General features: G+C 65.9%; 24 protein-coding genes and 1 other RNA gene. 20 read left to right on the forward strand and 5 right to left on the reverse strand.

Annotated elements, in window-relative coordinates; translation table 11 throughout:
- Nucleotides 1-61: 61 nt before the first annotated feature.
- From AC1EJR_RS13180 to AC1EJR_RS13200, 5 genes are all read left to right on the forward strand, one after another.
- The gene (locus AC1EJR_RS13180; RefSeq protein ID WP_477147180.1) at nt 62-1,849 is read left to right on the forward strand and encodes an acyl-CoA dehydrogenase C-terminal domain-containing protein; all 1,788 of its coding nucleotides are present in this window, start codon (nt 62-64) and stop codon (nt 1,847-1,849) included.
- Nucleotides 1,850-1,934: 85 nt separating this feature from the next.
- Nucleotides 1,935-4,361: a 3-hydroxyacyl-CoA dehydrogenase/enoyl-CoA hydratase family protein gene (locus tag AC1EJR_RS13185; RefSeq protein ID WP_092291841.1), complete on the forward strand. Its 2,427-nt coding sequence runs from the start codon at nt 1,935-1,937 to the stop codon at nt 4,359-4,361.
- Nucleotides 4,362-4,382: 21 nt separating this feature from the next.
- Nucleotides 4,383-5,582 carry an acetyl-CoA C-acyltransferase gene (locus AC1EJR_RS13190; protein WP_092291843.1) on the forward strand — a complete coding sequence of 400 codons (1,200 nt, stop codon included), beginning with the start codon at nt 4,383-4,385 and terminating at the stop codon, nt 5,580-5,582.
- A 136-nt stretch (nt 5,583-5,718) separates the two neighbouring features.
- Entirely contained in the window at nt 5,719-6,675 is a 957-nt protein-coding gene (locus AC1EJR_RS13195) for a DegV family protein (RefSeq protein WP_092291845.1), read from the forward strand.
- A gap of 41 nt (nt 6,676-6,716) precedes the next feature.
- Entirely contained in the window at nt 6,717-7,493 is a 777-nt protein-coding gene (locus AC1EJR_RS13200) for an enoyl-CoA hydratase (protein WP_477147181.1), read from the forward strand.
- An 18-nt stretch (nt 7,494-7,511) separates the two neighbouring features.
- Here the strand turns inward: AC1EJR_RS13200 and AC1EJR_RS13205 are convergent, their stop codons facing one another.
- Nucleotides 7,512-7,916 (reverse strand): acyl-CoA thioesterase, encoded by a 405-nt coding sequence (locus tag AC1EJR_RS13205; protein WP_477147230.1) that lies wholly within the window; start codon nt 7,914-7,916, stop codon nt 7,512-7,514.
- A gap of 97 nt (nt 7,917-8,013) precedes the next feature.
- Between AC1EJR_RS13205 and AC1EJR_RS13210 the strand changes: the two genes are divergently transcribed.
- From AC1EJR_RS13210 to AC1EJR_RS13225, 4 genes are all read left to right on the forward strand, one after another.
- Nucleotides 8,014-9,915 (forward strand): ABCB family ABC transporter ATP-binding protein/permease, encoded by a 1,902-nt coding sequence (locus AC1EJR_RS13210; protein ID WP_477147182.1) that lies wholly within the window; start codon nt 8,014-8,016, stop codon nt 9,913-9,915.
- A 182-nt stretch (nt 9,916-10,097) separates the two neighbouring features.
- Nucleotides 10,098-11,156, forward strand: coding sequence for an ABC transporter substrate-binding protein (locus AC1EJR_RS13215; protein ID WP_477147183.1), 1,059 nt, complete (start codon nt 10,098-10,100; stop codon nt 11,154-11,156).
- Complete coding sequence (locus AC1EJR_RS13220) at nt 11,156-12,025, forward strand: ABC transporter ATP-binding protein (RefSeq protein ID WP_092291855.1); 870 nt, start codon at nt 11,156-11,158, stop codon at nt 12,023-12,025. The genes AC1EJR_RS13215 and AC1EJR_RS13220 overlap by 1 nt, the downstream gene beginning before the upstream one ends.
- Nucleotides 12,026-12,040: 15 nt before the next feature.
- Nucleotides 12,041-12,814, forward strand: a complete 774-nt coding sequence (locus AC1EJR_RS13225; RefSeq protein WP_477147184.1) for an ABC transporter permease — start codon at nt 12,041-12,043, stop codon at nt 12,812-12,814.
- 19 nt (nt 12,815-12,833) lie between these two features.
- Here AC1EJR_RS13225 and AC1EJR_RS13230 read toward each other — a convergent pair whose 3' ends face one another.
- Both AC1EJR_RS13230 and AC1EJR_RS13235 read right to left on the reverse strand, forming a co-directional pair.
- The gene (locus AC1EJR_RS13230; protein ID WP_092291859.1) at nt 12,834-13,292 is read right to left on the reverse strand and encodes an Lrp/AsnC family transcriptional regulator; all 459 of its coding nucleotides are present in this window, start codon (nt 13,290-13,292) and stop codon (nt 12,834-12,836) included.
- 6 nt (nt 13,293-13,298) lie between these two features.
- Nucleotides 13,299-13,829 (reverse strand): cysteine dioxygenase family protein, encoded by a 531-nt coding sequence (locus AC1EJR_RS13235; protein WP_477105515.1) that lies wholly within the window; start codon nt 13,827-13,829, stop codon nt 13,299-13,301.
- 176 nt (nt 13,830-14,005) lie between these two features.
- Between AC1EJR_RS13235 and AC1EJR_RS13240 the strand changes: the two genes are divergently transcribed.
- The 6 genes from AC1EJR_RS13240 (at nt 14,006) to AC1EJR_RS13265 (ending at nt 19,794) form a co-directional block, all read left to right on the forward strand.
- The gene (locus AC1EJR_RS13240) at nt 14,006-14,956 is read left to right on the forward strand and encodes a LysR family transcriptional regulator (protein ID WP_092292143.1); all 951 of its coding nucleotides are present in this window, start codon (nt 14,006-14,008) and stop codon (nt 14,954-14,956) included.
- A 122-nt stretch (nt 14,957-15,078) separates the two neighbouring features.
- A complete protein-coding gene (locus AC1EJR_RS13245; protein ID WP_092291861.1) occupies nt 15,079-16,386 on the forward strand; it encodes a Glu/Leu/Phe/Val family dehydrogenase in 1,308 nt (435 codons plus the stop codon).
- A gap of 288 nt (nt 16,387-16,674) precedes the next feature.
- A complete protein-coding gene (locus tag AC1EJR_RS13250) occupies nt 16,675-17,574 on the forward strand; it encodes a glutamate/aspartate ABC transporter substrate-binding protein (protein ID WP_092291863.1) in 900 nt (299 codons plus the stop codon).
- Between the two features lie 66 nt (nt 17,575-17,640).
- The gene (locus AC1EJR_RS13255; RefSeq protein ID WP_092291865.1) at nt 17,641-18,369 is read left to right on the forward strand and encodes an amino acid ABC transporter permease; all 729 of its coding nucleotides are present in this window, start codon (nt 17,641-17,643) and stop codon (nt 18,367-18,369) included.
- A 10-nt stretch (nt 18,370-18,379) separates the two neighbouring features.
- Complete coding sequence (gene gltK, locus AC1EJR_RS13260; RefSeq protein ID WP_092291867.1) at nt 18,380-19,063, forward strand: glutamate/aspartate ABC transporter permease GltK; 684 nt, start codon at nt 18,380-18,382, stop codon at nt 19,061-19,063.
- Nucleotides 19,060-19,794 carry an amino acid ABC transporter ATP-binding protein gene (locus AC1EJR_RS13265; protein ID WP_092291869.1) on the forward strand — a complete coding sequence of 245 codons (735 nt, stop codon included), beginning with the start codon at nt 19,060-19,062 and terminating at the stop codon, nt 19,792-19,794. Before gltK ends, AC1EJR_RS13265 begins: the two co-directional genes overlap by 4 nt.
- A gap of 87 nt (nt 19,795-19,881) precedes the next feature.
- Here the strand turns inward: AC1EJR_RS13265 and AC1EJR_RS13270 are convergent, their stop codons facing one another.
- On the reverse strand, nt 19,882-20,712 hold the full coding sequence (locus tag AC1EJR_RS13270) for a class II glutamine amidotransferase (RefSeq protein ID WP_092291871.1): 831 nt from the start codon (nt 20,710-20,712) through the stop codon (nt 19,882-19,884).
- 130 nt (nt 20,713-20,842) lie between these two features.
- Here AC1EJR_RS13270 and AC1EJR_RS13275 point away from each other — a divergent pair, with 130 nt between their 5' ends.
- The 5 genes from AC1EJR_RS13275 to rnpB all read left to right on the forward strand — a co-directional run bounded on the left by AC1EJR_RS13275 (nt 20,843) and on the right by rnpB (nt 25,439).
- The gene (locus tag AC1EJR_RS13275) at nt 20,843-21,916 is read left to right on the forward strand and encodes a tartrate dehydrogenase (protein WP_092291873.1); all 1,074 of its coding nucleotides are present in this window, start codon (nt 20,843-20,845) and stop codon (nt 21,914-21,916) included.
- A gap of 23 nt (nt 21,917-21,939) precedes the next feature.
- Nucleotides 21,940-23,238 (forward strand): glycerate kinase type-2 family protein, encoded by a 1,299-nt coding sequence (locus tag AC1EJR_RS13280; RefSeq protein ID WP_477147231.1) that lies wholly within the window; start codon nt 21,940-21,942, stop codon nt 23,236-23,238.
- 10 nt (nt 23,239-23,248) lie between these two features.
- Nucleotides 23,249-24,283, forward strand: coding sequence for a dihydroorotase (gene pyrC / locus AC1EJR_RS13285; RefSeq protein ID WP_092291877.1), 1,035 nt, complete (start codon nt 23,249-23,251; stop codon nt 24,281-24,283).
- Between the two features lie 5 nt (nt 24,284-24,288).
- On the forward strand, nt 24,289-25,074 hold the full coding sequence (locus AC1EJR_RS13290) for a DUF3025 domain-containing protein (protein ID WP_255370715.1): 786 nt from the start codon (nt 24,289-24,291) through the stop codon (nt 25,072-25,074).
- Between the two features lie 24 nt (nt 25,075-25,098).
- Nucleotides 25,099-25,439, forward strand: an RNA gene (rnpB, locus tag AC1EJR_RS13295) — RNase P RNA component class A.
- Nucleotides 25,440-25,461: 22 nt separating this feature from the next.
- Here the strand turns inward: rnpB and AC1EJR_RS13300 are convergent.
- The gene (locus AC1EJR_RS13300) at nt 25,462-25,884 is read right to left on the reverse strand and encodes an OsmC family protein (protein WP_441591695.1); all 423 of its coding nucleotides are present in this window, start codon (nt 25,882-25,884) and stop codon (nt 25,462-25,464) included.
- Between the last annotated feature and the right edge of the window lie 529 nt (nt 25,885-26,413).

The following is a 26,413-nucleotide window of genomic DNA, read 5'->3' on the forward strand; positions in this document are numbered from 1 at the left end:
CTCCCTGCAGGCGGCGCGGCGCGTGCGTGTGGCGGCATCGCAAACCTCCAAGGAGTTTTTGATGGGCCAGTACACCGCACCGTTGCGCGACATGCAGTTCGTGCTCCATGAACTGCTCGGCGCAGAAGCCGAACTCAAGGCGATGCCGACGCACGCCGACATCGACGCGGACACCATCAACCAGGTTATCGAGGAAGCCGGCAAGTTCTGCGCCGACGTGGTCTTCCCGCTGAACCAGCCCGGCGACCGCGAGGGCTGCACCTACGAGGGCGACGGCGTGGTCCGCGCGCCCAAGGGCTTCAAGGAGGCCTACCAGCAGTACGTCGAAGCCGGCTGGCCGGCGCTGGCCTGCGACCCCGAGTTCGGCGGCCAKGGCCTGCCCATCATCATCAACAACGCGCTGTACGAGATGCTGAACTCGGCCGGCCAGGCGTGGACGATGTACCCGGGCCTCTCGCACGGCGCCTATGAGGCGCTGCATGCCCACGGCACGCCGGAGCTGAAGCAGACCTACGTGCCCAAGCTGGTGTCCGGCGTGTGGACCGGCACGATGTGCCTGACCGAGCCGCATTGCGGCACCGACCTCGGCATGCTGCGCAGCAAGGCCGAGCCGCAGGCCGATGGCTCCTACCTGATCTCGGGCACGAAGATCTTCATCTCGGCCGGCGAGCACGACCTGGCCGAGAACATCATTCACCTGGTGCTGGCCCGCCTGCCGGACGCCCCGCAAGGCACCAAGGGCATCTCGCTGTTCGTGGTACCGAAGTTCATCCCCGATGCCAGCGGCAACCCGGGCGAGCGCAACGGCATCAAGTGCGGCTCCATCGAACACAAGATGGGCATCCACGGCAACGCCACCTGCGTGATGAACCTGGACGGCGCGCGGGGCTGGCTCGTGGGCGAGGCGAACAAGGGCCTGAACGCGATGTTCGTGATGATGAACGCCGCGCGCCTGGGCGTGGGCGCCCAGGGCCTGGGCCTGACCGAGGTGGCGTACCAGAACTCGCTGGCCTACGCCAAGGACCGTCTGCAGATGCGCGCGCTGACCGGCCCGAAGGCGCCGGAGAAGCCGGCCGATCCGATCATCGTGCACCCGGACGTGCGCCGCATGCTGCTGACGCAGAAGGCCTACGTCGAAGGCGGCCGCGCGTTCAGCTACTGGACCGCGCTGCAGATCGACCGCGAGCTGTCGCACCCCGACGCCGCCGTGCGCAAGGAAGCCGGCGACCTCGTGGCGCTGCTGACGCCGGTGATCAAGGCCTTCCTGACCGACAACGCGTTCACCTCGACCAACGAGGGCATGCAGGTGTTCGGCGGCCACGGCTACATCGCCGAATGGGGCATGGAGCAGTACGTGCGCGACGCCCGCATCAACATGATCTACGAAGGCACCAACACGATCCAGGCGCTGGACCTGCTGGGCCGCAAGATCCTGGGCGACATGGGCGCCAAGCTGAAGGCGTTCGGCAAGATCGTGCAGGACTTCGTCGAGGAAGAGGGCACCAACGAGGCGATGCAGGAGTTCGTCAACCCGCTGGCCGACATCGGCGACAAGGTGCAGAAGCTGACCATGGAAATCGGCATGAAGGCCATGGGCAACCCGGACGAAGTGGGCGCGGCCGCCGTGCCGTACCTGCGCGTGGTGGGGCACCTGGTGTTCTCGTACTTCTGGGCCMGCATGGCCAAGCTCGCGCTCGAGAAGGAGRGCAGCGGCGACAAGTTCTACACCAGCAAGCTCGCCACGGCGCGGTTTTACTTCGCCAAGCTGCTGCCGGAAACCGCCGCGGAGATCCGCAAGGCGCGCGCCGGCTCGGCCACGCTGATGGCGCTGGACGCCGACCTGTTCTGATTTGCCGGCAGGCGCGCGCGGCCATCCGCCGCCGCGCCTGCCCGTACCTCACATCCTCTCAACGCTCACAGACTGAGGAGCGCGCATGTCCAATTTCATCGTCAAGAAAGTCGCCGTGCTGGGTGCCGGCGTCATGGGGGCGCAGATTGCCGCCCACCTGGTCAACGCCCGCGTGCCCGTGGTGCTGTTCGACCTGCCCGCCAAGGAAGGCCCCAAGAACGGCATCGCCCTGCGCGCCATCGAGAACCTGAAGAAGCTCTCGCCCGCGCCGCTCGGCATCAAGGACGAGGCCGGCCTGATCCGCGCCGCCAACTACGAGGACGACATCGCCCTGCTGGGCGAGTGCGACGTGGTGATCGAGGCCATCGCCGAGCGCATGGACTGGAAGCACGACCTCTACAAGAAGGTGGCCCCGCACCTCGCCCCGCATGCGATCTTCGCGACCAATACCTCGGGGCTGTCGATCACCGCGCTGTCGGATGGCTTCGACGCTGGCCTGAAGGCCCGCTTCTGTGGCGTGCACTTCTTCAACCCGCCGCGCTACATGCACCTGGTGGAGCTGATTCCGACGGCCACCACGCAGCCCGAGATCCTCGACCGCCTGGAAGCCTTCCTGACCACCACGCTCGGCAAGGGCGTGGTGCGCGCCAAGGACACGCCGAACTTCATCGCCAACCGCGTCGGCATTTTCTCGATCCTGGCCGTGTTCGCCGAGGCCGAGAAGTTCGGCATTCCGTTCGATGTCGTCGATGACCTGACCGGTTCCAAGCTGGGCCGCGCCAAGTCCGCCACGTTCCGCACCGCCGATGTGGTGGGCCTGGACACCATGGCGCACGTGATCAAGACGATGCAGGACAACCTGACCAACGACCCGTTCGCACCGGTCTACCAGACGCCGACCGTGCTGAAGGGGCTGGTCGATGCGGGCGCGCTGGGCCAGAAGACCGGCGCCGGCTTCTACAAGAAGGAAGGCAAGGCGATCAAGGTGCTGGACGCCAAGACCGGCCAGTACGTGGAGTCGGGCAAGAAGGCCGACGAGATCGTGGTCCGCATGCTCAAGAAGGAGCCGGCGGAGCGCATCAAGCTKCTGCGCGAATCGACCAACCCGCAGGCGCAGTTCCTGTGGAGCGTCTTCCGCGACGTGTTCCACTACATCGCCGTCTACCTCGAACAGATCGCCGGTTCGGCGGCGGACGTGGACCTCGCCATCCGCTGGGGCTTCGGCTGGAACTCGGGCCCGTTCGAAGACTGGCAGGCCGCCGGCTGGAAGCAGGTGGCCGAGTGGGTCAAGGAAGATGTCGATGCAGGCAAGGCGCTGTCGAACGCCGCGTTGCCCGCCTGGGTGTTCAGCGGTGCCGTGGCCGAGAACCAGGGCGTGCATAGCGCCAAGGGTTCGTGGTCGCCGGCGACCAGTTCGTTCGTCCAGCGCGCCGAACTGCCGGTGTACCAGCGCCAGGTGTTCCGCGCAGCGCTGCGCGGCACCGACGCGGCCGATCCGCGCACGGCTGGCAAGACTGTCGAAGAGAACGATGCCGTGCGCATCTGGACCAGCGCCGGCGCCGACGACGTGCTGGTGGTGTCCTTCAAGAGCAAGATGAACACGATCGGGCCGGATGTCATCGACGGCCTGACGCGCGCCATCGACCTGGCCGAAGCCGGCTACAAGGGTCTGGTGGTGTGGCAGCCGACCTCGCTGCAACTGGGCGCGCCCGGCGGTCCGTTCTCGGCCGGCGCCAACCTCGAAGCTGCCATGCCCGCGTTCATGATGGGCGGCGCCAAGGGCATCGAGCCGTTCGTCAAGAAGTTCCAGGACGGCATGATGCGCGTGAAGTATTCGGCCGTGCCGGTGGTGGCGGCGGCGTCGGGCATCGCGCTCGGCGGTGGCTGCGAGCTGATGCTCCATTCGGCCAAGCGTGTGGCCGCGCTCGAAACCTACATCGGCCTCGTCGAAGTGGGCGTGGGCCTGGTCCCGGCCGGTGGCGGCCTCAAGGAGGCGGCACTGGCTGCCGCGCGCGCGGCGCAGGCGGCGGGCAGCACCAACTACCTGCAATTCCTGACCAACCGCTTCCAGGCGGCGGCGATGGCGAAGGTGTCCACCTCGGCGCTCGATGCGCAGCAGATTGGCTATCTGCAACCGACTGACACCATCGTCTTCAACGTCCACGAACTGCTGTACGTGGCGCAGAGCGAAGTGCGCGCGCTGGCCAACGCCGGCTACCGCGCCCCGGTGCCCGGCGCGCTGGTGCCGGTGGCGGGCCGCTCGGGCATCGCCACCATCCAGGCGTCGCTGGTCAACATGCGCGACGGCAACTTTATCTCGGCCCACGATTTCCTGATCGCCACGCGTATCGCCGAGGCCGTGTGCGGCGGCGACGTGGAAGCCGGCTCGCTGGTCAGCGAGGACTGGCTGCTGGCGCTGGAGCGCCGCGCGTTCATCGAGCTGCTCGGCACGGGCAAGACGCAGGAGCGCATCATGGGCATGCTGCAGACCGGCAAGCCGGTGCGCAACTAACAGGCCAGAATAGGAACCGACATCATGAAACAACTGCAAGACGCCTACATCGTCGCGGCCACCCGTTCGCCCATCGGCAAGGCCCCCAAGGGCGCGTTCCGGAACACCCGGCCTGACGACCTGCTCGCCATGATCCTGCGCGCTGCCGTGGCGCAGGTGCCCAATCTCGATCCGGCGCTGATCGAAGACGCCATCGTGGGCTGCGCCATCCCCGAAGCCCAGCAGGGCCTGAACGTGGCGCGCATCGGCGCGCTGCTCTCGGGCCTGCCAAACACCGTGGGCGGCATCACCGTGAACCGCTTCTGCGCCTCGGGCGTGTCGGCCGTGGCGATGGCCGCGGACCGCATCCGCGTGGGCGAGTCGGACGTGATGATCGCCGCCGGCGTGGAATCGATGAGCATGGTGCCGATGATGGGCAACACGCCGTCGATGTCGCCGTCGATCTTCACGCGCGATGAGAACGTCGGCATCGCCTACGGCATGGGCCTGACCGCCGAGAAGGTGGCGACCCAGTGGCAGGTCAGCCGCGAGGATCAGGACGCGTTCTCGCTGGCGTCGCACCAGAAGGCGATGGCCGCGCAGCAGGCCGGGGAGTTCGCCGACGAAATTACCCCAATCGAGGTAACCGAGAAGTTCCCGGACCTCGCCACTGGTCAGGTCGGCGTCAAGACGCGTACTATCTCGCTGGACGAGGGTCCGCGCCCCGACACGTCGCTGGAAGGCCTGGCCAAGCTGCGCCCGGTGTTCGCCAACAAGGGCAGCGTGACGGCCGGCAATAGTTCGCAGACGTCGGACGGCGCCGGCGCGCTGATCCTTGTCTCGGAAAAGATCCTCAAGCAGTTCAATCTCGTGCCGCTGGCCCGCTTCGTGTCGTTCGCGGTGCGCGGCGTGCCGCCCGAGATCATGGGGATTGGTCCGAAGGAAGCGATTCCGGCCGCGCTGAAGGCTGCGGGGCTGACGCAGGACCAGATCGACTGGATCGAACTGAACGAGGCCTTCGCCGCGCAGTCGCTGGCGGTGATGCGTGACCTGGCGCTGGACCCGGCCAAGGTCAACCGGATGGGCGGCGCGATTGCGCTGGGCCACCCGCTCGGTGCCACGGGCGCGATCCGCTCGGCCACCGTGGTGCACGCGCTGCGTCGCCACAACCTCAAATACGGCATGGTGACCATGTGCGTCGGCACGGGCATGGGCGCCGCCGGTATCTTCGAGCGCGTTTAAACGCGCCAGGGGCAGCGCGCCACCGGGACAGCCCGGCGGGTGGGCTGTCCCGAACCCTCTGATCAGGTGAAGAACGTAGTGCGATGGAACGGAGAACCCACACACTGAAACGCTTGATACGGAGGAACACAATAATATGCAGGAGACAGCTATTCTGGCCGACGCGGCATGCGACATGCCGCGCGCAATGATGGACGCGCTGGGCGTCCATACCATCCCTTTCCGGATTCGCGCTGGCGACCGCTTCGTGGTCGACACCCGCGACGAAGCCGCGCTGCCCGACCTGTACCAGCAGTACCTGGTCGGCAAGCAGGACCACTACGCCGAATCGATCCCCCTGCTCGAACGCGAGCTGGAAGACCATCTGCTCAAGCATGTGGTGGCCGGCTGCGACCGTGCCATCCTGCTGACGATTGCCAGCACGCGCAGCAAGTTCTACGCGAACGCCACCGGCGCCGTGGTCGGCACCGTGGCGCGCAGCTTCAAGCTGCGCAAGGACGCCGGGCGCAGCGGCCTGTTCGACCTGACCGTGATCGACACCGGCGCCATCGGCCCGGGCCAGGCGCTGATCGTGCGCGAGGTGGCCCGCATGCTGGGCCACGGCGGTGACGCCGCGGCGATCTCCCATGCGGTGGAGACCCGCCTGCGCGACGCCGCCCACATGATCATGGTGCCGAACGAGCTGCTCTATATGTATACGCGCGCCAAGCAGAAGGGCGAGAACAGCATCACCTGGGGCCGCTACATGCTGGGCAATGCGTTCAACATCCGCCCGATCATCCGCATGCACCAGGGCGAGACCGAGGCGATTGCCAAGGCGCGCGGACAGGAGGACGGCATCCGCCGGCTGCTGGCTCATGCCGAGAGCTGCGTGCGGGCCGGCTGCCTGCTGACGCCGGACATCTCGGTGGCCTATGCCGGCAATATCGACGAAGTGCGCGCGTGGCCCGCGTGGCAGTCGCTGGCCGCCACGGCCGAGCGCGCCGGCGTGGAGCTGATGCTGGCCCCGATGAGCCTGACCGTGGCGCTGAACATCGGCGCCGGCGCGTTCAGCATCGGTTACCTTTCCGAAGTGCCGCCACCGTTCGTATGAGCGGCATCCCAATGAGCTAGACGAGACAGACGAGGTTTGACATGAGCATTGCCACACGAATCGACCAGGGCATCCTGACCATCGGCTTCKACCGCATCGACAAGAAGAATGCGATCACGGCCGCGATGTACCAGACCATGGCCGATGCGCTGCGCGCGGCGGAGACTGACGCCGCCGTGCGTGTGATCGTGATCGAGGGCAAGCCGGAGATCTTCACCGCCGGCAACGACCTCGAGGACTTCATGAAGCGCCCGCCGTCGCACGGCGCGGATGGCACGCCGGCGCCGGTGTTCCAGTTCCTGCATGCGATCAGCCACGCGAGCAAGCCCGTGGTGGCGGCGGTCAGTGGCGCGGCGGTGGGCATTGGCACGACGCTGCTACTGCATTGCGATCTCGTCTACGCCTCGGACACGGCGAAGCTGTCCCTGCCGTTCGCGCAGCTCGGCCTGTGCCCGGAGGCGGCGTCGAGCCTGCTGCTCCCGCGTCTGGTCGGCTATCAGCGCGCTGCCGAGAAGCTGATGCTGGGCGAGGCGTTCAGCGCGCAGGAGGCGCTGGCGATGGGTCTGGTGACCAAGGTGCTGCCGGTGGCCGAATTGCAGGACTACGTGCGCCAGCAKGCGGCCAAGCTGGCCGCGCTGCCGGCGTCGTCGCTGCGCGAGACCAAGCGGCTCATGAAGGGCGACGACGTGGCAGCCGTCGAGCAGAAGATGGGCGAGGAGGGCGAGGTGTTCCGGCGCATGCTGGTGGCGCCGGAAGCGAAAGAGGCGTTCTCGGCGTTCTTCGAGAAGCGCAAGCCCGATTTCTCGAAGTTCAGCTAAGACGCGAGCGTTGGCGCTTCAGGCGGTCGGGAGGGTTCTCGGCTGCCGCGTATCGTCGGTGGCCACGTAGGTCAGCGTGGCCTCCGTCACCTTCACGCATTCGTGGCTGTGGCGCATGCGTTGCGCGTAGACCTCCACCGACACGGTGATCGAGGTCCGGCCGGTMTTGACGATATCGGCATAGAAGCTCACCAGATCGCCCACCATCACCGGGTGCTTGAACAGGAACGAGTTCACGGCCACCGTGGCGACGCGGCCCTGGGCGCGCTCCACCGCCGGGATCGAACCGGCGATGTCCACCTGGGACATGATCCAGCCGCCGAACACATCGCCATGCACATTGGCGTCGGCGGGCATCGGCACCACGCGGAGGGCGGGGTTCTTGCCGGCGGGCAGTTCGGAGAGCGGGGCAGGATGGTTCATATCGGCAGGAAGGTAAGGCGGGGTGCGGGGGAATGTCATGGCCTGCCGGGATGTGCGATCTCTGCGACAATCGCGGCATTGGCAAGAATTCTAACGTATGCGCCGCTACTCCACGTCCGCCGATTCCCCCCCCGAATCGGCCAAATCGCTGTTCCCCGCCGGCGGCAAGCCCCGCAGCGACTGGCAGACCGTCCGTAACCTGCTGCCCTACGTCTGGCACTACAAGTGGCGCGTGATGCTGGCGCTGACCTGCCTGGTGGCGGCCAAGGTGGCCAACCTCGGCGTGCCGGTGCTGATGAAGAAGCTGATCGACAGCATGAACATCGCCCCCGGCGATACCGCCGCGCTGCTCGTGGTGCCGGTCGGCCTGATCGTCGCCTACGGGGTGCTGCGGCTCTCGGGCACGCTGTTCACCGAGTTGCGGGAGATCCTCTTTTCGAAGGTGACGCAGAGCGCGGTGCGCGAGATCGCGCTGCAGGTCTTCCGCCATCTGCACGCGCTGTCGCTGCGCTTCCACCTGGACCGGCAGACCGGCGGCATGAGCCGCGACATCGAGCGCGGCACGCGCGGCATCCAGTCCCTGATCTCGTACTCGCTGTACAGCATCCTGCCCACGCTGGTGGAGATGTCGCTGGTGATCGGCTTCTTCGTGGTCCGCTACGACATCTGGTTCGCGGCGATCACCACCTGCGCGCTGGTCGGCTACATCGTGTTCACCATCGTCGTGACCGAGTGGCGCACGCACTTCCGGCGCAAGATGAACGAGCTGGACTCGCGCGCCAACCAGAAGGCGATCGACTCGCTGCTGAACTTCGAGACCGTGAAGTACTTCGGCAACGAGGAATACGAGGCCCACCGCTACGACGAGAACCTGCGCACCTACCGCACCGCCGCGATCCGCTCGCAGAACTCGCTGTCGTTCCTGAACTTCGGCCAGCAGACCATCATCGCCCTGGGGCTGATCCTGATCCTGTGGCGCGCCACGGTGGGCGTGGCGGCCGGCACGCTGACGCTGGGCGACCTCGTGCTGGTGAACACGCTGATGATCCAGCTCTATATCCCGCTGAACTTCCTCGGCGTGATCTACCGCGAGATCAAGCAGTCGACGACCGACATGGACCGCATGTTCGTCCTGCTCGGCACGAACCAGGAGGTGGCCGACACGCCCGGGGCGCTCCCGCTCCAGGTGCGCGGCGCCGAGGTGCGCTTCCGCCATGTGGGATTCGGCTACGAGAGCAACCGGGTGATCCTGGACGACGTCGATTTCACCATCGCCGCCGGGACGACCACCGCCGTGGTCGGCCACAGCGGCTCGGGCAAGTCCACGCTGGCGCGGCTGCTGTTCCGCTTCTACGACGTGTCCCGCGGCGGGATCGAGGTCKATGGCCAGGACATCCGCAACGTGCGCCAGTCGAGCCTGCGGGCGTCGATCGGCATCGTGCCGCAGGACACCGTGCTGTTCAACGACAGCATCTACTACAACATCGCCTACGGCCGGCCGGAGGCCACGCGCGACGAGGTCATCGAAGCCGCGCGCGCGGCCCAGATCGACACCTTCATCCGCGAACTGCCGCAGGGCTACGACACCCCGGTGGGCGAGCGCGGCCTGAAGCTGTCCGGCGGCGAGAAGCAGCGCGTGGCCATCGCCCGCACGCTGCTCAAGAATCCGCCGATCCTGGTGTTCGACGAAGCCACCTCGGCGCTTGATTCGCGCACCGAGCAGGCCATCCAGGCCGAACTGATGCGGCTGGCGCAAAACCGCACCACGCTGCTGATCGCCCACCGGCTCTCCACCGTGGTCCACGCCGACCAGATCCTGGTGATGGATCACGGCCGCATCGTCGAGCGCGGCACGCATGCCGAGCTGATGCGCGCCAACGGCCGCTACGCGGAGATGTGGCTGATCCAGGCGCGCAGCGCGGCGGAKGGGGCGGTGGAGGCGGCGTCGCCGTCCGACGTGCTCGCCATCGACGTCGGCGACGCCACGCAGGACGCCTGAGATTGGCTTGGGATTGTCGACAATCGCTGTCGGCAACCCCGTCCCACAGAGCGCCGCGCACAATCATGGTTCGTCAATGCACGGCGCGCGTGCCCCGGATCGGGGCATGACACCCATGTGAAAAGCTGGCACGCGCCTTGCGAAAAGCCTTCCCAGGAGAGATCAACAACTGGAGAAGGTTCATGCCGCAATTCGCCGCGCGCCGTCATCTGCTGAAGCTGTGTACCGCATTGGGCACCACCATGGTGCTGTCGACACTCTGTGCAGGCACCGCTCAGGCGCAAGCCGCCACCAAGGTCCGCTTCCAGCTCGACTGGCGTTTCGAGGGCCCGTCCGCGCTGTTCCTGCTGGGCGAGCAGAAGGGCTACTACAAGGCGGAGAAGCTCGACGTGTCCATCGACGCTGGCAACGGCTCGGGCAACGTGGTCAACCGCGTGGCCTCCGGCACCTACGACATGGGCTTCGCCGACCTGGCCTCGGTGATGGAGTTCTACGGCAATAACCCGGACGCCAAGAACAAGCCGGTGGCCGTGATGATGGTCTACAACAACACGCCGGCCGCCGTGCTGGCGCTGAAGAAGTCCGGCATCCGCGCGCCCAAGGACCTGGCCGGCAAGAAGCTCGGCGCCCCGGTGTTCGATGCCGGCCGCCGCGCCTTCCCGATCTTCGCCAAGGCCAATGGCCTCCAGGCACAGTCGTTCAACTGGCAGGCGATGGACCCCACGCTGCGCGAGACCATGCTCACGCGCGGCGACCTGGACGCCATCACCGGCTTCTCGTTCACGTCGATCCTGAACCTGAACGCGCGTGGTGTGAAGGATGAGGACATCGTCGTCCTGCCGTACCCGCAGTTCGGCGTGAAGCTGTACGGCAACGCCATCATCGCCTCCGAGCAGTTCCTGAAGAGCAACCCGGAGACGGTCAAGGCGTTCCTGCGCGCGTTCTCCAAGTCCGCGCGCGACGTGATCGCGCATCCCGAGGAAGGCATCAAGGCCGTGAAGGCCCGTKACGGCATCATCGACGAGAAGCTGGAGGTGCGCCGCCTGAAGCTGGCGCTGGACAGCGTGGTGAAGTCGCCCGATGCCAAGGCCGAGGGCTTCGGCCGCGTGAGCAAGCCGCGCCTCTCGCTGATGGCGTCGCAGGTGGCCGATGCCTTCGGCACCAAGGGCCGGATCAACCCGGACACGCTCTGGACCGACGCCTACCTGCCTTCTGCCGCCGAACTGGACGTCCTGCGATGATGATGGCGCGAGAAAGCCTGTCCCCCGCCTCGGGCGGGGCGGCCAGCGGGGTCACGGAGGCCACCCTGGCTCCCCCGAAGCCGTTCGTCGATTTCAACCGTGTCTGGCTCGCCTATGACGACGAGCTGGCGCGGCGTGGCGAGTTCGCCGTGGAGGACATCTCGCTGCAGGCGGCGCAGGGCGAGTTCATCGCCATCGTCGGGCCGTCCGGCTGCGGCAAGTCCACCTTCATGAAGCTGGCCACCGGGCTGCGGCCGGCCACGCGCGGCGTGGTCAGCATCGCGGGCGAGAAGGTGAACGGCCCGCTCAAGCAGGTCGGCATGGCCTTCCAGGCGCCGACGCTGCTGCCGTGGCGCACCACGCTCGACAACGTGATGCTGCCGCTGGAGATCGTCGAGCCGTACCGCTCCACCATGCGCGCCAAGCGCAAGGAGTACGAGGCCCGGGCGCGCGACCTGCTCAAGACCGTCGGCCTGGCGGGCTACGAGGACAAGTTCCCGTGGCAGCTGTCCGGCGGGATGCAGCAGCGCGCGTCGATCTGCCGCGCGCTGATCCACCAGCCGCGCATGCTGCTGCTGGACGAGCCGTTCGGCGCGCTCGACGCCTTCACGCGCGAGGAACTCTGGTGCGTGCTGCGCGACCTCTGGCAGGCCCAGCGCTTCAACGTCATCCTCGTCACGCACGACCTGCGCGAGGCCGTGTTCCTGGCCGACACGGTCTACGTGATGAGCGCCCGCCCGGGCCGCATCCTGTTGCGCAAGGAGATCGACCTGCCGCGTCCGCGCGCGCTCGACGTCACCTATTCCGAACCGTTCGCCGAACGCGTGCACGAGTTGCGCGAGAAGATCGGCCACGTCCGCCAGCAATAAGAAGCKATCCACACCATGGCAACCATGACTTCCACCCAGGCAAAGCGCGTGCAGCGCGTGGCGCCGTGGCTCCTGCTGGGGGCTTTCCTGATGGTCTGGCAGGGCGCGTGCCTCGCTTTCCAGATCTCCGATTTCATCCTGCCGAGCCCGTCGGCCATCGTCGCCTCGCTGACCGAGTACAGCGGCGTGATCGCCGGCCATGCCTGGCGCACGTTCTGGACCACGATGGTTGGTTTTGGGCTGGCAATTGGCGTCGGTGTGGTGCTGGGCCTGCTGATGGGCTCGTCGAAGCTGGCCTACGCGGCCACCTACCCGCTGATGACCGCCTTCAACGCGCTGCCCAAGGCCGCCTTCGTGCCGATCCTCGTGGTCTGGTTCGGGCTGGGCGCCGGGCCGGCCATCCTGACGGCGTTCCTGATCTCGTTCTTCCCGATCATGGTCAACATCGCCACCGGGCTGGCCACGCTGGAGCCGGAGCTTGAGGATGTGCTGCGCGTGCTTGGCGCCAAGCGGCGCGACGTGCTGCTCAAGGTGGGCCTGCCGCGCGCGATGCCGTTCTTCTTCGCCTCGCTGAAGGTGGCCATCACGCTGGCCTTCGTCGGCACGACGGTGTCCGAGATGAGCGCCGCGAACGAGGGCATCGGCTACCTGCTGGTGTCGGCCGGCTCGGCGATGAAGATGCMGCTGGCGTTTGCGGGGCTGGTCGTCATCGCCGTGATGGCGATGGGGATGTACGAGCTGTTCGCGGTACTGGAAAAGCGCATGACGGGCTGGGCGCACCGGGGCTGATGCGCCCCGCAGGCGCCGCTCAGGCGTAGTCCAGCGGTAGCGCCGTCGTGTACTTGATTTGTTCCATCGCGAAGCTGGAGCTGACATCGGCCAGTTCCGCGCCCTGGATCAGCTTCTTGTACACGGCGTCGTAGGCGGCGATATCGGGCACCACCACGCGCAGCAGGTAGTCCGTGTCGCCGGCCATGCGGTAGAACTCGGTCACTTCGGGGATCGACGCCACCAGCCCGTGGAAGGCCTTGAGCCATTTCACGTTGTGCTGGTTGGTCCGGATCGACACGAAGACGGTCACGCCCACATTGAGCTTGCCGGCATCCAGCAGCGCCACGCGCTTGCGGATCACGCCCGATTCCTCGAGCTTCTGCACCCGCCGCCAGCACGGCGTGGACGTGAGGCCGACCTGCTCGCCGATATCGGCGACGGGCACGGTGGCGTCTTCCTGGAGGATCTCCAGGATCTGGCGGTCATAGCGGTCCATGAATCCTCAACTGACGATGGTATCCACCAGCAGGTTCACGCCGGTGGCGATGCGGTCCTGGTCCACGCCGTAGATATGGAGCGACACCGCTACGGCGTCGCTGGCATTGCCCAGCGCGTGGATGTGCTGCAGGCCGGCCGGCACGCTGAAGGTGTCGCCGGCCTCGCGGGTGACCGCGTTGACCTGAGATGCGGTGCGGTCCTCCGGGTTCCAGCGGTAGTGGCGCTCGGCCAGCGTGCCGCGCAGCACGCGGTAGGCGCACCAGGTGCGATGGCCGTGGACGGGGCTGAACTGCCCCGGCCGCCAGACCAGCACCATGACCGAGAACCGTTCGAAGGGATCGGCATGGACCAGGTGCCGCGTATAGCGGTCCGGACTGCCTTCGAGCGCGCCCGGCGGCAGGCTGGCGAGCAGCGTGTCGGCGTCCGGCAGGCTGGCCGCCACGTGCGCCGCCACCATCCGCGCGCTCTGGGCGAGCGTGGCTTCCATGCCGGTGGCGAGGGTGGAGAAGGACGAAGGGAGGAGGGGTGGCTGCATGGCGGGGGCGGGGCAGGATGGGATCCCATTCATCTTAGTCGGCCCCCCTGAGCAAGGATATCCAATTTGTCGTCCAAATCTCGCTCCAATTGTAATCCTGTTCCAAAAATATTCAAGAAATTGGAATAGATTTGCTCATCGTGCAGCCCGATGGCCGGCAAGCGATAATCCGCGCCATGGAAATCAAATGGCTTGAAGACTTCGTCAGCCTGGCCGAGACGCACAGCTTTTCGCGCTCGGCGGAGCTGCGGCATGTCACGCAACCGGCGTTCTCGCGGCGTATCCAGTCGCTTGAGGCGTGGGTGGGCACCGAACTGATCGACCGATCGAGCTACCCGACCACTCTGACCGACGCCGGAAAGGTGTTCTACGAGCAGGCGCTGGCCATGCTGGCCCAGGTCAGCGAAACCCGGGCGCTGATGCGCGGCCAGCGCTCGGCCAACGCCCAGGTGCTGGAATTCGCGGTGCCGCACACGCTGTCGCTGACCTTCTTCCCGGAATGGCTCAAGGGCGTGGAGCGCAAGGTCGGCACGCTGCCCTGCCGGCTGCGCGCGCTGAACGTCCACGATGCCGTGCTGATGCTGGTGGAGGGCGGCTGCGACCTCGTCATGGTCTACCACCACCCGCGCCAGGCCATCCAGCTGGATCCGGCCCACTACGACATGCTCGTGCTCGGCACCGAGCGGCTGTCGCCCTACAGCGTGCCCGACAGCACTGGCCGGCCCGTGTTCCGGCTGCCCGGCAGCGACAAGAAGCCGGTGCCGTTCCTCAGCTACACGCCCAATGCGTTCCTGGGACGGATGGTGGACATGCTGCTGTCCGAGTCGCCGGACATCCTCAAGCTCGACAAATGCTACGAGACCGATATGGCCGAGGCGCTCAAGGTCATGGCGCTGGCCGGCCACGGCATGGCTTTCCTGCCCGAGAGCGCGGTGCGGGACGACGTGCACGCAGGCCGGCTGGTGCGGGCCGAGGCCGCGCGCGGGCTGCCGCAGTCCATCGACATGGAGATCCGGCTCTACCGCGAACGGCCCACCGATGTCGGCAACGACCGCCGCAGCGGGCAGAGCCGGCGCAAGCGCCAGCTGGTGGACAAGGTCTGGGCTGCGTTGACGACGCAAGCCTGAGGGGTCGGGCGCAAGGTTATGCGCATCTTGCATAATGCTGCAGGGCGGGATGAGCAAACGGCATTGGATTCCGATGTGGAGGCGCCGATATTCTGCGTGTCACCTTCACTCGGAACTCAACGATGTCTTCCGCAGCACCGTCCAAGCCGTCCATCGCCTCCCACATCCTGCCTTCGTACCTGAACGCCGACGCGCTCGGGCCCTGGGGCATCTACCTCCAGCAGGTTGACCGTGTCACGCCCTACCTGGGTTCGCTGGCCCGCTGGGTGGAAACGCTGAAGCGCCCCAAGCGCGCGCTGATCGTGGACGTGCCCATCGAGCTGGACAACGGCACCATCGCCCACTACGAGGGCTATCGCGTGCAGCACAACCTCTCGCGCGGCCCGGGCAAGGGTGGCGTGCGTTTCCACCAGGACGTGACGCTGTCCGAGGTGATGGCCCTGTCCGCGTGGATGTCGGTCAAGAACGCTGCCGTCAACGTGCCCTATGGTGGTGCAAAGGGCGGCATCCGCGTGGATCCGCGCACGCTCTCCACGGCCGAACTGGAACGCCTGACGCGCCGCTACACCAGTGAAATCAACCTGATCATCGGCCCGACCAAGGACATTCCGGCGCCGGACGTGAACACCAACGCCCAGGTCATGGCCTGGATGATGGATACCTACTCGATGAACTCGGGCAGCACGGCCACCGGCGTGGTGACCGGCAAGCCGATCTCGCTGGGCGGCTCGCTGGGCCGTCACGAGGCGACCGGCCGCGGCGTGTTCGTGGTCGGCAAGGAAGCCGCCCGCAACCTCGGCATGGACATCAAGGGCGCGCGCGTGGCCGTGCAGGGCTTCGGCAATGTAGGCGCCGTGGCGGCCAAGCTGTTCCACGAGGCTGGCGCCAAGGTGGTGGCCGTGCAGGACCACCGCACCACGCTGTACAACCCGGCCGGGCTCGATGTGCCGGCGATGATGGAATACGCGTCGCACAGCGGCACGATCGAAGGCTTCCAGGGMGAAGTGCTGACCACCGAGCGGTTCTGGGAAGTCGAGTGCGACATCCTGATCCCGGCCGCACTGGAAGGCCAGATCACGGCCGCCAACGCGCCCAAGATTACGGCCAAGCTGGTGATCGAGGGCGCCAACGGCCCGACCACGCCCCAGGCGGACGACATCCTGCGCGAGCGCAACATCCTGGTCTGCCCGGACGTCATCGCCAATGCCGGCGGCGTGACCGTGTCCTACTTCGAATGGGTGCAGGATTTCTCGAGCTTCTTCTGGACCGAGGAGGAGATCAACGAGCGCCTGGTACGAATCATGCAAGAGGCCTTCCGGGCGATCTGGCAGGTGGCCCAGGACAATAAGGTCACGCTGCGGACGGCTGCGTTTATCGTTGCTTGTACGCGAATCCTGCAGGCGCGCGAGATGCGCGGCCTGTATCCCTGATTGAAACGGGCAATGAAAGGGGCGGATGGATGTTGCGACGCAGCATCCATCCTTTCCCCGGACATGAAAGGACGCGGCGGCCGGAGTTTTCCGGCTGCCGCGTTTTTTGTTGTCTGAATCATTGCAGTTGTGTCGCATTTTGGCGCAATGCCGCGCAACCATGCCTGAACTGGCACCAGTTAGGGGAAAAACCCGTTGTCTTGGGTCACGAGCTAAGCAATACTGTTTCGCCGGTGGGGCGTTTTTTTGCTAGAGTCCCGCCTTTCTCTTCATGGTCAAGGAGATGTTATGAATGTAGCCAAGCTGGCTAGCCTGGCGGTTGCTGCGGGTATTCTGTGCGGTACCGCGCAGGCTGCAGAGCCGCTGACGGGCACGCTGCAGAAGATCAAGGACACGGGTGTCATTACGCTGGGTGTGCGGGATTCCTCGATTCCGTTCAACTACAACCTTGGCGGCGTGCGCCAGGTGGGCTATTCCTACGATATCAATATGAAGATCGTGGAAGCCGTGAAGGACCAGCTGAAGCTGCCGAACCTGCAGGTCAAGGAAATCCCGATCACCTCGCAGAACCGGATCACGCTGCTGCAGAACGGCACGATCGACATCGAGTGCGGTTCCACGACCAATAACCTGGAACGCCAGAAGCAGGCCTCGTTCTCGAACAGCATCTTCATCATCGGCACCCGCATCATGGTGAAGAAGGATGGCGGCATCAAGGACTGGTCTGACCTGAAGGGCAAGAACGTGGTCACCACCGCTGGCACGACGTCCGAGCGCCTGCTGCGCAAGATGAACGACGACCAGAAGCTGGGCGCCAACATCATCAGCACCAAGGACCATGGCCAGTCGTTCCTGACGCTGGAATCGGGCCGTGCCGTGGCGTTCATGATGGACGACGCGCTGCTCTTCGGCGAACGCGCCAAGGCGAAGAACCCGGCCGACTGGATCGTCGTGGGCAAGCCGCAGTCGCGCGAGTCGTACGGCTGCATGATCCGCAAGGATGATGCCCCGTTCAAAAAGGTGACGGACACCGTGATCGCCGGCCTGATGAAGGACGGATCGATCAACACGATGTACACCAAGTGGTTCATGCAACCGGTACCGCCGAAGGGCCTGAACCTGGACTTCCCGCTGTCCGACGACATGAAGGCGCTCTTCAAGAACCCGAACGACAAGGCACTCGACTGATCCCTGTGATCGGAGCAGTGCGAAACGGAAGGAGAAGTCCTTCCGTTTCTTTTTGAAGGACGCACTATGGATTACATTTTTCACTGGGGAGTGTTCCTCGAGCAGGCCGCGCAGAACGAGACGTACCTGGACTGGATGATTTCCGGTCTCAAGGTGACGATCGCGCTGGGCCTGACCTCGTGGGCCATCGCCCTCGTCATCGGCTCGGTGCTCGGCGTGCTGCGCACGGTGCCGAACAAGCTGCTGTCGGGTATTGCCGCGACGTATGTCGAGATTTTCCGGAACATTCCGCTGCTGGTGCAGCTGTTCATCTGGTATTTCGTGATTCCCGAGCTGCTGCCGTTCGGCGACGCGATCAAGCAGATGAACCCGTTCACCCAGCAGTTCCTGGCCGCCATGCTCTGCCTGGGCACGTTTACCGCCGCCCGGGTTTGCGAACAGGTGCGCTCGGGTATCAACTCGCTGCCGCCGGGTCAGCGCAACGCCGGCCTGGCGATGGGCTTCACGCTCGCGCAGACTTACCGCTTCGTGCTGTTGCCGATGTCCTTCCGTGTCATCGTGCCGCCGCTCACCTCCGAATTCCTGAACATCTTCAAGAACTCGGCGGTGGCGTCCACGATCGGCCTGCTGGAACTCGCCGCGCAGGGCCGCCAGCTGGTGGATTACACGGCGCGTCCGTATGAATCGTTCATTGCGGTCACGGTGATGTACATGCTGATCAATCTGACGGTCATGCTGATCATGCGCTGGGTGGAACGCCGGACCCGGGTGCCGGGCTTCATCGGCGGCAAGTAAAGGGGCGCACATGGCATACGAATTCGACTTTAGTTCCATCAACCACGAAACGCTGGACGTGCTGTGGGAAGGCATGACGGTGTCGCTCAAGATCACCGTGACCGCGGTGGTGGTGGGCATTGTCTGGGGCACCATCCTTGCGATGATGCGCCTGTCTTCCTTCAAGGCGCTGAACTGGTTTGCGCAGGGGTACGTGACCATCTTCCGCTCMATCCCGCTGGTGATGGTGCTGTTGTGGTTCTTCCTGATCATCCCGCAGCTGCTGCAGAAGGTGTTCAACCTGTCGCCCGCGGCCGATTTGCGGATGACCTCGGCGCTCATCGCGTTCGCGCTGTTCGAGGCCGCGTACTACTCCGAAATCATCCGGGCCGGTATCCAGAGCGTGTCGCGCGGACAGATGTTCGCCGCGCAGGCGCTGGGCATGACCTACGGCCAGACCATGCGGCTGGTGATCCTGCCGCAGGCGTTCCGCAACATGGTGCCGCTGCTGCTGACGCAGGGCATCATCCTGTTCCAGGATACGTCGCTGGTCTACGTGAGCGCGCTGGCTGACTTCTTCGGCCAGGCCTACGGCATTGGCGAGCGCGACGGGCGCATCGTCGAAATGCTGCTGTTCGCGGGCTTCGTGTACTTCGTTATCTGCTTCTCCGCTTCGCTGCTGGTCAAGCGTTATCAGAAAAAGGTGGCTGTATGATCGAAATTAATAACGTTTCCAAGTGGTACGGCACGTTCCAGGTGCTGACGGACTGCACCACCAAGGTTGCCAAGGGCGAAGTGGTGGTGGTGTGCGGCCCGTCCGGTTCGGGCAAGTCCACGCTGATCAAGACCGTGAACGCGCTGGAGCCGTTCCAGAAGGGCGACATCCTGGTCGACGGTACTTCGGTGGGTAACGCCAAGACCAACCTGCCGAAGCTGCGCTCGCGCGTGGGCATGGTGTTCCAGAACTTCGAACTGTTCCCGCACCTGTCGATCACCGAGAACCTGACCATCGCCCAGATGAAGGTGCTCGGCCGCTCGAAGGACGAGGCGATGGCCAAGGGCCTGAAGTACCTGGAGCGCGTGGGCCTGAAGAACCAGGCGGCCAAGTTCCCCGGTCAGCTGTCTGGCGGCCAGCAGCAGCGCGTGGCGATTGCCCGCGCACTGTCGATGGACCCGATCTGCATGCTGTTCGACGAGCCGACCTCGGCGCTTGACCCGGAAATGGTCAACGAGGTGCTGGACGTGATGGTGCAGCTGGCTCAGGAAGGCATGACCATGATGTGCGTGACCCACGAAATGGGCTTCGCACGCAAGGTGGCCAACCGCGTGATCTTCATGGACGCCGGCAAGATCGTCGAGGACTGCCCGAAGGAAGAGTTCTTCGGCGACATCGCTGCCCGCTCGGAGCGCGCCCGCCAGTTCCTGTCGAAGATCCTGCAGCACTAATTGGTGTAGCAGGTCGTCGGACCCCCTCTCCCGTCGGGAGAGGGGCGCAGCATCCCTCCCGCTTCACCCTCCCCAAAGCCTAAAGCCTCAAGTACACGCCGTATTGGCCGCGTTCTTCGCCTGCACCTCGGGCGGGATCGGCACGGTCAGCGTCATCGTCGGCAGGCCATGTTCGAACATGATCAGCTCGCCCGGCATGAAGCGCGTCCACGTCTCGTTGTCGGTCAGCGGCGCGGTGGCGATCACGGCCACGCGGTCGTCGGGTGTGGTCACCTGGGCGAAATCGATCGACAGGTCGGCATCGATCAGATGCGCCTTCGAGAACGGCCACTGCCGCACGATGTAGTACAGATGCGTCGAGCAGTGCGCGAACAGCGCCTGGCCATTGCATAGTAGAAAGTTGAAAACGCCATGCAGCGTGATGTCGCGCGTGATGTCCGCCAGCGCGTGGCCCAGCTCGTTCAGCGGCGGCTGGGAGCCCGGGAACCGCTTGCGCAGCCCCTGCATCAGCGTGCAGAACGCGAGTTCGCTGTCGGTATCGCCCACCGGCTGGTACACGCCGGACAGGAACGGCGAGAAGCCCTTCAGGTCGCCGTTATGGGCGAAGATCCAGTGCCGGCCCCAGAGTTCGCGCATGAACGGATGGCAGTTCTCGAGCAGCACCGTGCCCTGCGTCGCCTTGCGGATATGGGAAATGACGTTTTTCGACTTGATCGGATAACGCTTGATCAGCTCCGCCACCGGCGAGGTGCCGGCGGACTGGTTGTCGATGAACAGCCGGCAGGCCTTGTCCTCGAAGAATGCCACGCCGAAACCATCGGCATGGTGGTCGGTTACGCCGCCACGGGCGGCAAAGCCCGTGAAGGAGAACGTCACGTCGGTTGGCGTGGCGCAGTTCATGCCTAGCAGCTGGCACATGGGGGCACCGGTGCGGCAAGGGGCTGCCGCTTTGCAATAGAATGCAGACATTATCCCGCGCGTGCGGGACGCTGCCAAGCGCGGCGCCCGGGCGCCCCCCCTGCTGTTCAGCCCCAGCCCCTTCCCAGCCATGAGTCAATACAAGATCGCTGTCATTCCCGGAGACGGAATCGGAACGGAAGTGATGCCCGAAGGCATCCGTGCCATGGACGCCGCCGCGCGCCGCTTCGGCATCGACTTCCAGTGGGACCACTTCGACTTCTCCAGCTACGACTACTACGCCCGCCACGGCAAGATGCTGCCGGACGACTGGTTCGACACGCTGGTCAAGTACGACGCCATCTACTTCGGCGCCGTGGGCTGGCCCGAGAAAATCCCGGACCACGTGTCCCTGTGGGGCTCGCTGCTCCAGTTCCGCCGCTCGTTCGACCAGTACGTGAACCTGCGCCCGGTGCGCCTGATGCCCGGCATCAAGAGCCCGCTGGCCGGCCGCCAGCCTGGCGATATCGACTTCTACGTGGTGCGCGAGAACACCGAGGGCGAGTATTCGAGCATCGGCGGGCGCATGTTCCCGGGCACCGAGCGCGAAATCGTGGTCCAGGAGACCGTGATGAGCCGCGTCGGCGTGGACCGCATCCTGAAATTCGCGTTCGAGCTGGCCCAGAAAAGGCCCAAGCAGCACCTGACCTCGGCCACCAAGTCGAACGGCATCTCCATCACCATGCCGTACTGGGACGAGCGCGTGGAGGCCATGGCGGCCAATTACCCGGGCCTGAAGGTGGACAAGTACCACATCGACATCCTGACTGCGCACTTCGTGCAGCATCCGGACTGGTTCGACGTGGTCGTGGCCAGCAACCTGTTCGGCGATATCCTGTCCGACCTCGGCCCGGCCTGCACGGGCACGATCGGCGTGGCGCCGTCGGGCAATATCAACCCGGACAAGACCTATCCGAGCCTGTTCGAGCCCGTGCACGGCTCGGCGCCGGACATCGCCGGGCGCGGCGTGGCCAACCCGATCGGCCAGATCTGGTGCGGCGCGATGATGCTGGAGCACCTCGGCCATGCCGATGCGGGCGCCGCCGTGCTGGCCGCCATCGAGAAGGTGCTGGCCGCCGGGCCGGGCCACGCGCCCCTGACGCGGGATATTGGCGGCACCGCCGGAACGGCCGACCTGGGTCGTGCGATTGCGGAGGCGCTGTGAATACCGCTAACACCACCAACACCGTGACCTCCCATATCGACCCCCGCACGCTGCTGCTGGAGAGCTTCCGGGCCGCCGTGGCCGCAGCTGACCCGCTCGAGATCGTCGCCGCCCACCTGCCGCCGCCCCATGCCGGCGGCCGCACGCTCGTGGTCGGGGCGGGGAAGGCCGCCGCATCGATGGCGCTGGCCGTGGAGCGCGCCTACGCGGGCCGCGCCACGCTCGACGGCATCGTTGTCACCCGCTACGCGCACGGCCTGCMGACCGACCATATCCGCGTGATCGAGGCCGGCCATCCCGTGCCCGACGAGGCCGGCGAACAGGCCGCGGCGGACATCCTCGCCCGCGTGCAGGCGCTCGGGCCGGAAGACCGGCTGATCGTCCTGGTGTCTGGCGGCGGGTCGAGCCTGCTGTCGCTGCCGGCCGAAGGCATCGCCATGGCAGACCTCAAGGCCACCACGCGCGAACTGCTCCGATGTGGCGCACCGATCACAGAAATGAATATCGTGCGCAAGCACCTGTCGCGCATCCAGGGCGGCCGGCTGGCGCAGGCGAGCAAGGCGCCCGTGACCACGCTGATCGTCTCGGATGTGGCCGGCGATGATCCCAGCGCGATTGCATCCGGCCCCACCGTGGCCGATCCGAGTACCTATGCCGATGCGCTGGCCATCCTGCAACGCTACGGCGCGAAGGTGCCGGCCCCGGTGCAATCCCACCTGGAACGCGGCGCGCGGGGGGAGATCGACGAGACGCCCAAGCCGGGTGATCCGTTGTTCACCCGGGTCGAGAATCACATGATCGCCACCGCGCACGGCAGCCTGGAAGCCGCCGCCGCGCTGTTCCGCAAACAGGGCATCCAGCCCGTGGTGCTGGGTGACACCGTGACCGGCGAAGCCCAGGAAGTCGCGCGGGTCTATGCCGCGCTGGTGCGCGAGATTCGCGCGTACAATGCGCCGTTCGCCGCGCCGGTGGCGCTGATTTCCGGTGGCGAATGCACGGTGACGCTGCCCGCGAGCGGTGCCGAGCGGGCCCGGGGCGGCCGTTGCTCGGAGTTCCTGCTGTCGCTGGTGATCGAGCTGGGCGGGGCGGACAATATCCATGCGATCGCCGCCGATACGGACGGCATCGACGGCTCCGAGGACAACGCCGGCGCCGTGTGCTGCCCCGATTCGCTCAAGCGCGCCGAGGCCGCCGGCGTCTCCGCCCGCCAGCAACTCGATGCGCACGATGCCTGGGGTTTCTTCGATGCCATCGGCGACCTGGTCCAGACCGGCCCCACGCGCACCAACGTGAACGATTACCGCGCCATCCTGATTCTTTGAATTTCCAGCTATGACCCAGACGCTCACCATCACCCGCCCGGACGACTGGCACCTGCACCTGCGCGACGGCGCGGCGCTGGCTGCCGTGCTGCCGGACACCGCGCGCCAGTTCGGCCGCGCGATCATCATGCCGAACCTGAAGCCGCCCGTGACCACGGTGGAGCAGGCTGCCGCCTACCGCGCGCGCATCCTGGCCGCGCTGCCGTCCGGCATGGCGTTCGAGCCGCTGATGACGCTGTACCTGACCGACAACTTGCCCGCCGAGGAAATCGTCGCCGCCAAGGCGAGCGGCTTCATCCACGCGGTGAAGCTGTACCCGGCCGGCGCCACCACCAACAGCGACGCCGGCGTGACTGATATCCGCCGCTGCGCCGCCACGCTGGAAGCCATGCAGCGCGCCGGCCTGCCGCTGCTGGTGCACGGCGAAGTGACCGATGGCGACATCGACATCTTCGACCGCGAAGCCGTGTTCATCGACCGCGTGATGCGGCCGCTGCGCAAGGATTTCCCRGAGCTGAAGGTGGTCTTCGAGCACATCACCACCAAGGACGCGGCCCAGTACGTGGCCGAGGCCGAAGGCCCGGTCGGGGCGACGATCACCGCGCACCACCTGCTGTACAACCGCAATGCGATCTTCACCGGCGGCATCCGCCCGCATTACTACTGCCTGCCGGTACTCAAGCGCGAGACCCATCGCGAGGCGCTGGTCAAGGCGGCCACGTCCGGCAGCGCGCGGTTCTTCCTCGGCACGGACAGCGCGCCGCATGCACGCGGCCTGAAGGAACACGCCTGCGGCTGCGCGGGCTGCTACACGGCACTGCATGCGATGGAGCTGTACGCCGAAGCGTTCGATACTGCCGGGGCGCTCGACAAGCTGGAAGGCTTCGCCAGCTTCCACGGCCCGGCGTTCTACGGCCTGCCGCGTAACACCGGCACGCTCACGCTGTCGCGCGAAGACTGGGAGTTGCCGGCTGAACTGCCGTATGGCGACACCACGCTGGTGCCGCTGCGCGCCGGCGAGACMCTGCGCTGGAAGGCGCAATAAGCGACTTGCCTGGCATCGACTGGACGCGGCCGTGGTTCCGGCCATTCGCCGCGTCCGGGGTCGCGCTCTCCGCCGCCGCGCTTTCCGCCGCCGATCTGCGCGCGGCGCTCGACGAACAAGCCGTAGCCGCCGGGCTGGCGAACGCCAACGACCAGCCACTGCGCTTCGTCCCCCAGTCTGACCTCCCCGATGGGGTGGCCTATGAGGCGCATATCCACGCCACCGGCCACGTTCCCACGCGCGACAACCTCCACGACGCGTTCAACGCGCTGATCTGGCTCCATTTCCCCGCGACCAAGGCCGTGCTGAACCGGCTCCAGGCCGAGGCCATCGCCCGTGATGGCGTGCTGCCCGTGCGCGGCGGCCTGCGCGATGCCGCGACGCTATTCGACGAAAACGCGGTGATCTTCCTGACCGAGGACACCCGGCTGGCCCAGGCGCTGCAAGGGTTTGCGTGGCACACGCTGTTCGTGGCGGCGCGCGCCGCATGGGGCAGCGCCTGCACGGTCATCCCGTTCGGCCACGCCTTGCTGGAGAAGCTGGTGCAGCCCTACAAGTCGATCACGGCCCACGCATGGTGGCTGCCGATGCCGCCCGGCACGCCGCGCGCGGTCATCGACCGGAAGCTGGCCGAATCGCTGGCCGAGGCAGCCGGGCAGGGCACGCTGCGCGGCGGCCGCTGCTTCGCGCCGCTGCCGGTGCTGGGCATTCCAGGCTGGTGCGATGAGAACGATGCGCCGTCGTTCTACGACGACACGGCCGTGTTCCGCCCCGGGCGCCAGATCCGCTGAGTTCGGTGGTAGACTGCGGGCCGCAAAGCAGGCCAGACAATCGCTGCTTGTCTCGCAAGGGGCAAGGGGAGGAAAGTCCGGACTCCACAGGGCAGGGTGTTGGCTAACAGCCATCCACGGTAACGTGCGGAATAGGGCCACAGAGACGAGTCTTGCCGCCGGGTTCGCCTGGCGGGAAGGGTGAAACGCGGTAACCTCCACCCGGAGCAATCCCAAATAGGCAGACGATGAGGCGGCCCGCTGAGTCTGCGGGTAGGGAGCTGGAGCCGGCCGGTAACGGTCGGCCTAGAGGAATGGTTGTCACGCGCAGCGCGCCGCAAGGCGGGCCGCGCGCACAGAATCCGGCTTATCGGCCTGCTTTGCTCTCTCTTCCTGACGTCAGGGCGTTCAGCCCTCGACGATTTCCATCGTGTGCGTGATCTCGGCGGTCTTGGCCAGCATGATCGAGGCCGAGCAGTACTTGTCGTGCGACAGCGTGATCGCGCGCTCCACCGTGGTCGGGTTCAGGTTGCGGCCCGTCACCGTGAAGTGGAAGTTGATGCGCATGAAGACCTTCGGGTCCTCGTTGGCGCGCTCGGCTTCGAGCTTTACCGTGCAGCCGCGCACGTCCTGGCGGCCACGCTTGAGGATCAGCACCACGTCATAGGCCGTGCAGCCGCCGGTGCCGAGCAGCACCATCTCCATGGGACGCGGCGCCAGGTTGTTGCCACCGCCATCGGGCGCGCCGTCCATCGCCACGATATGGCCGCTGCCGGTCTGGGCCACGAAGCTCATGCCTTCCGGGCCCATCCATGTCACTTTGCATTCCATTTTGTTCGTTCCTGGGTTTACGAATGTGTTTTCGCGCTCACGTCCGCGCAATCACGAATCTTGCATTTCGTCAGTATATGGCATCGGCGGATCGTGCCCGAGGCGAGGGATTTCCCTTGGGATTCTGAGGGAATCCTCTATTGTGGCGCCGATGACTCAGCATCACATCGAGGGTAAGTCTTTGATTTTTAAGAAAGACAAACATTTGCAAGAGGCTACTAAAGCATTGCGCAATGTGCAATGCGATTTCGCACTGCAAATTTTCTTGCGTTGCGACGGCCGCTATGTATAATTCAGTTCATTGAACGACGGCGCATCTGGCGCGCCAGAGTGCGAAAGCGAAAGCCCTCCGCACCGCCCGCCGCCCCGTCGATCTACCAGTGTCTCCTCCACCCTCCTCCTTTGGTGGATTCAAACCCAAGTCCAAACCGACTTGGGTTTTTTTTCGTCCACTTTCGTCCACATTTCGCCCCCGGCTTCCATGTGATGCAGGGGGCTTGACGAAAAGCCACGACTTTGCTTGTGCGCC

Source organism: Cupriavidus sp. 05T42, assembly GCF_056396345.1.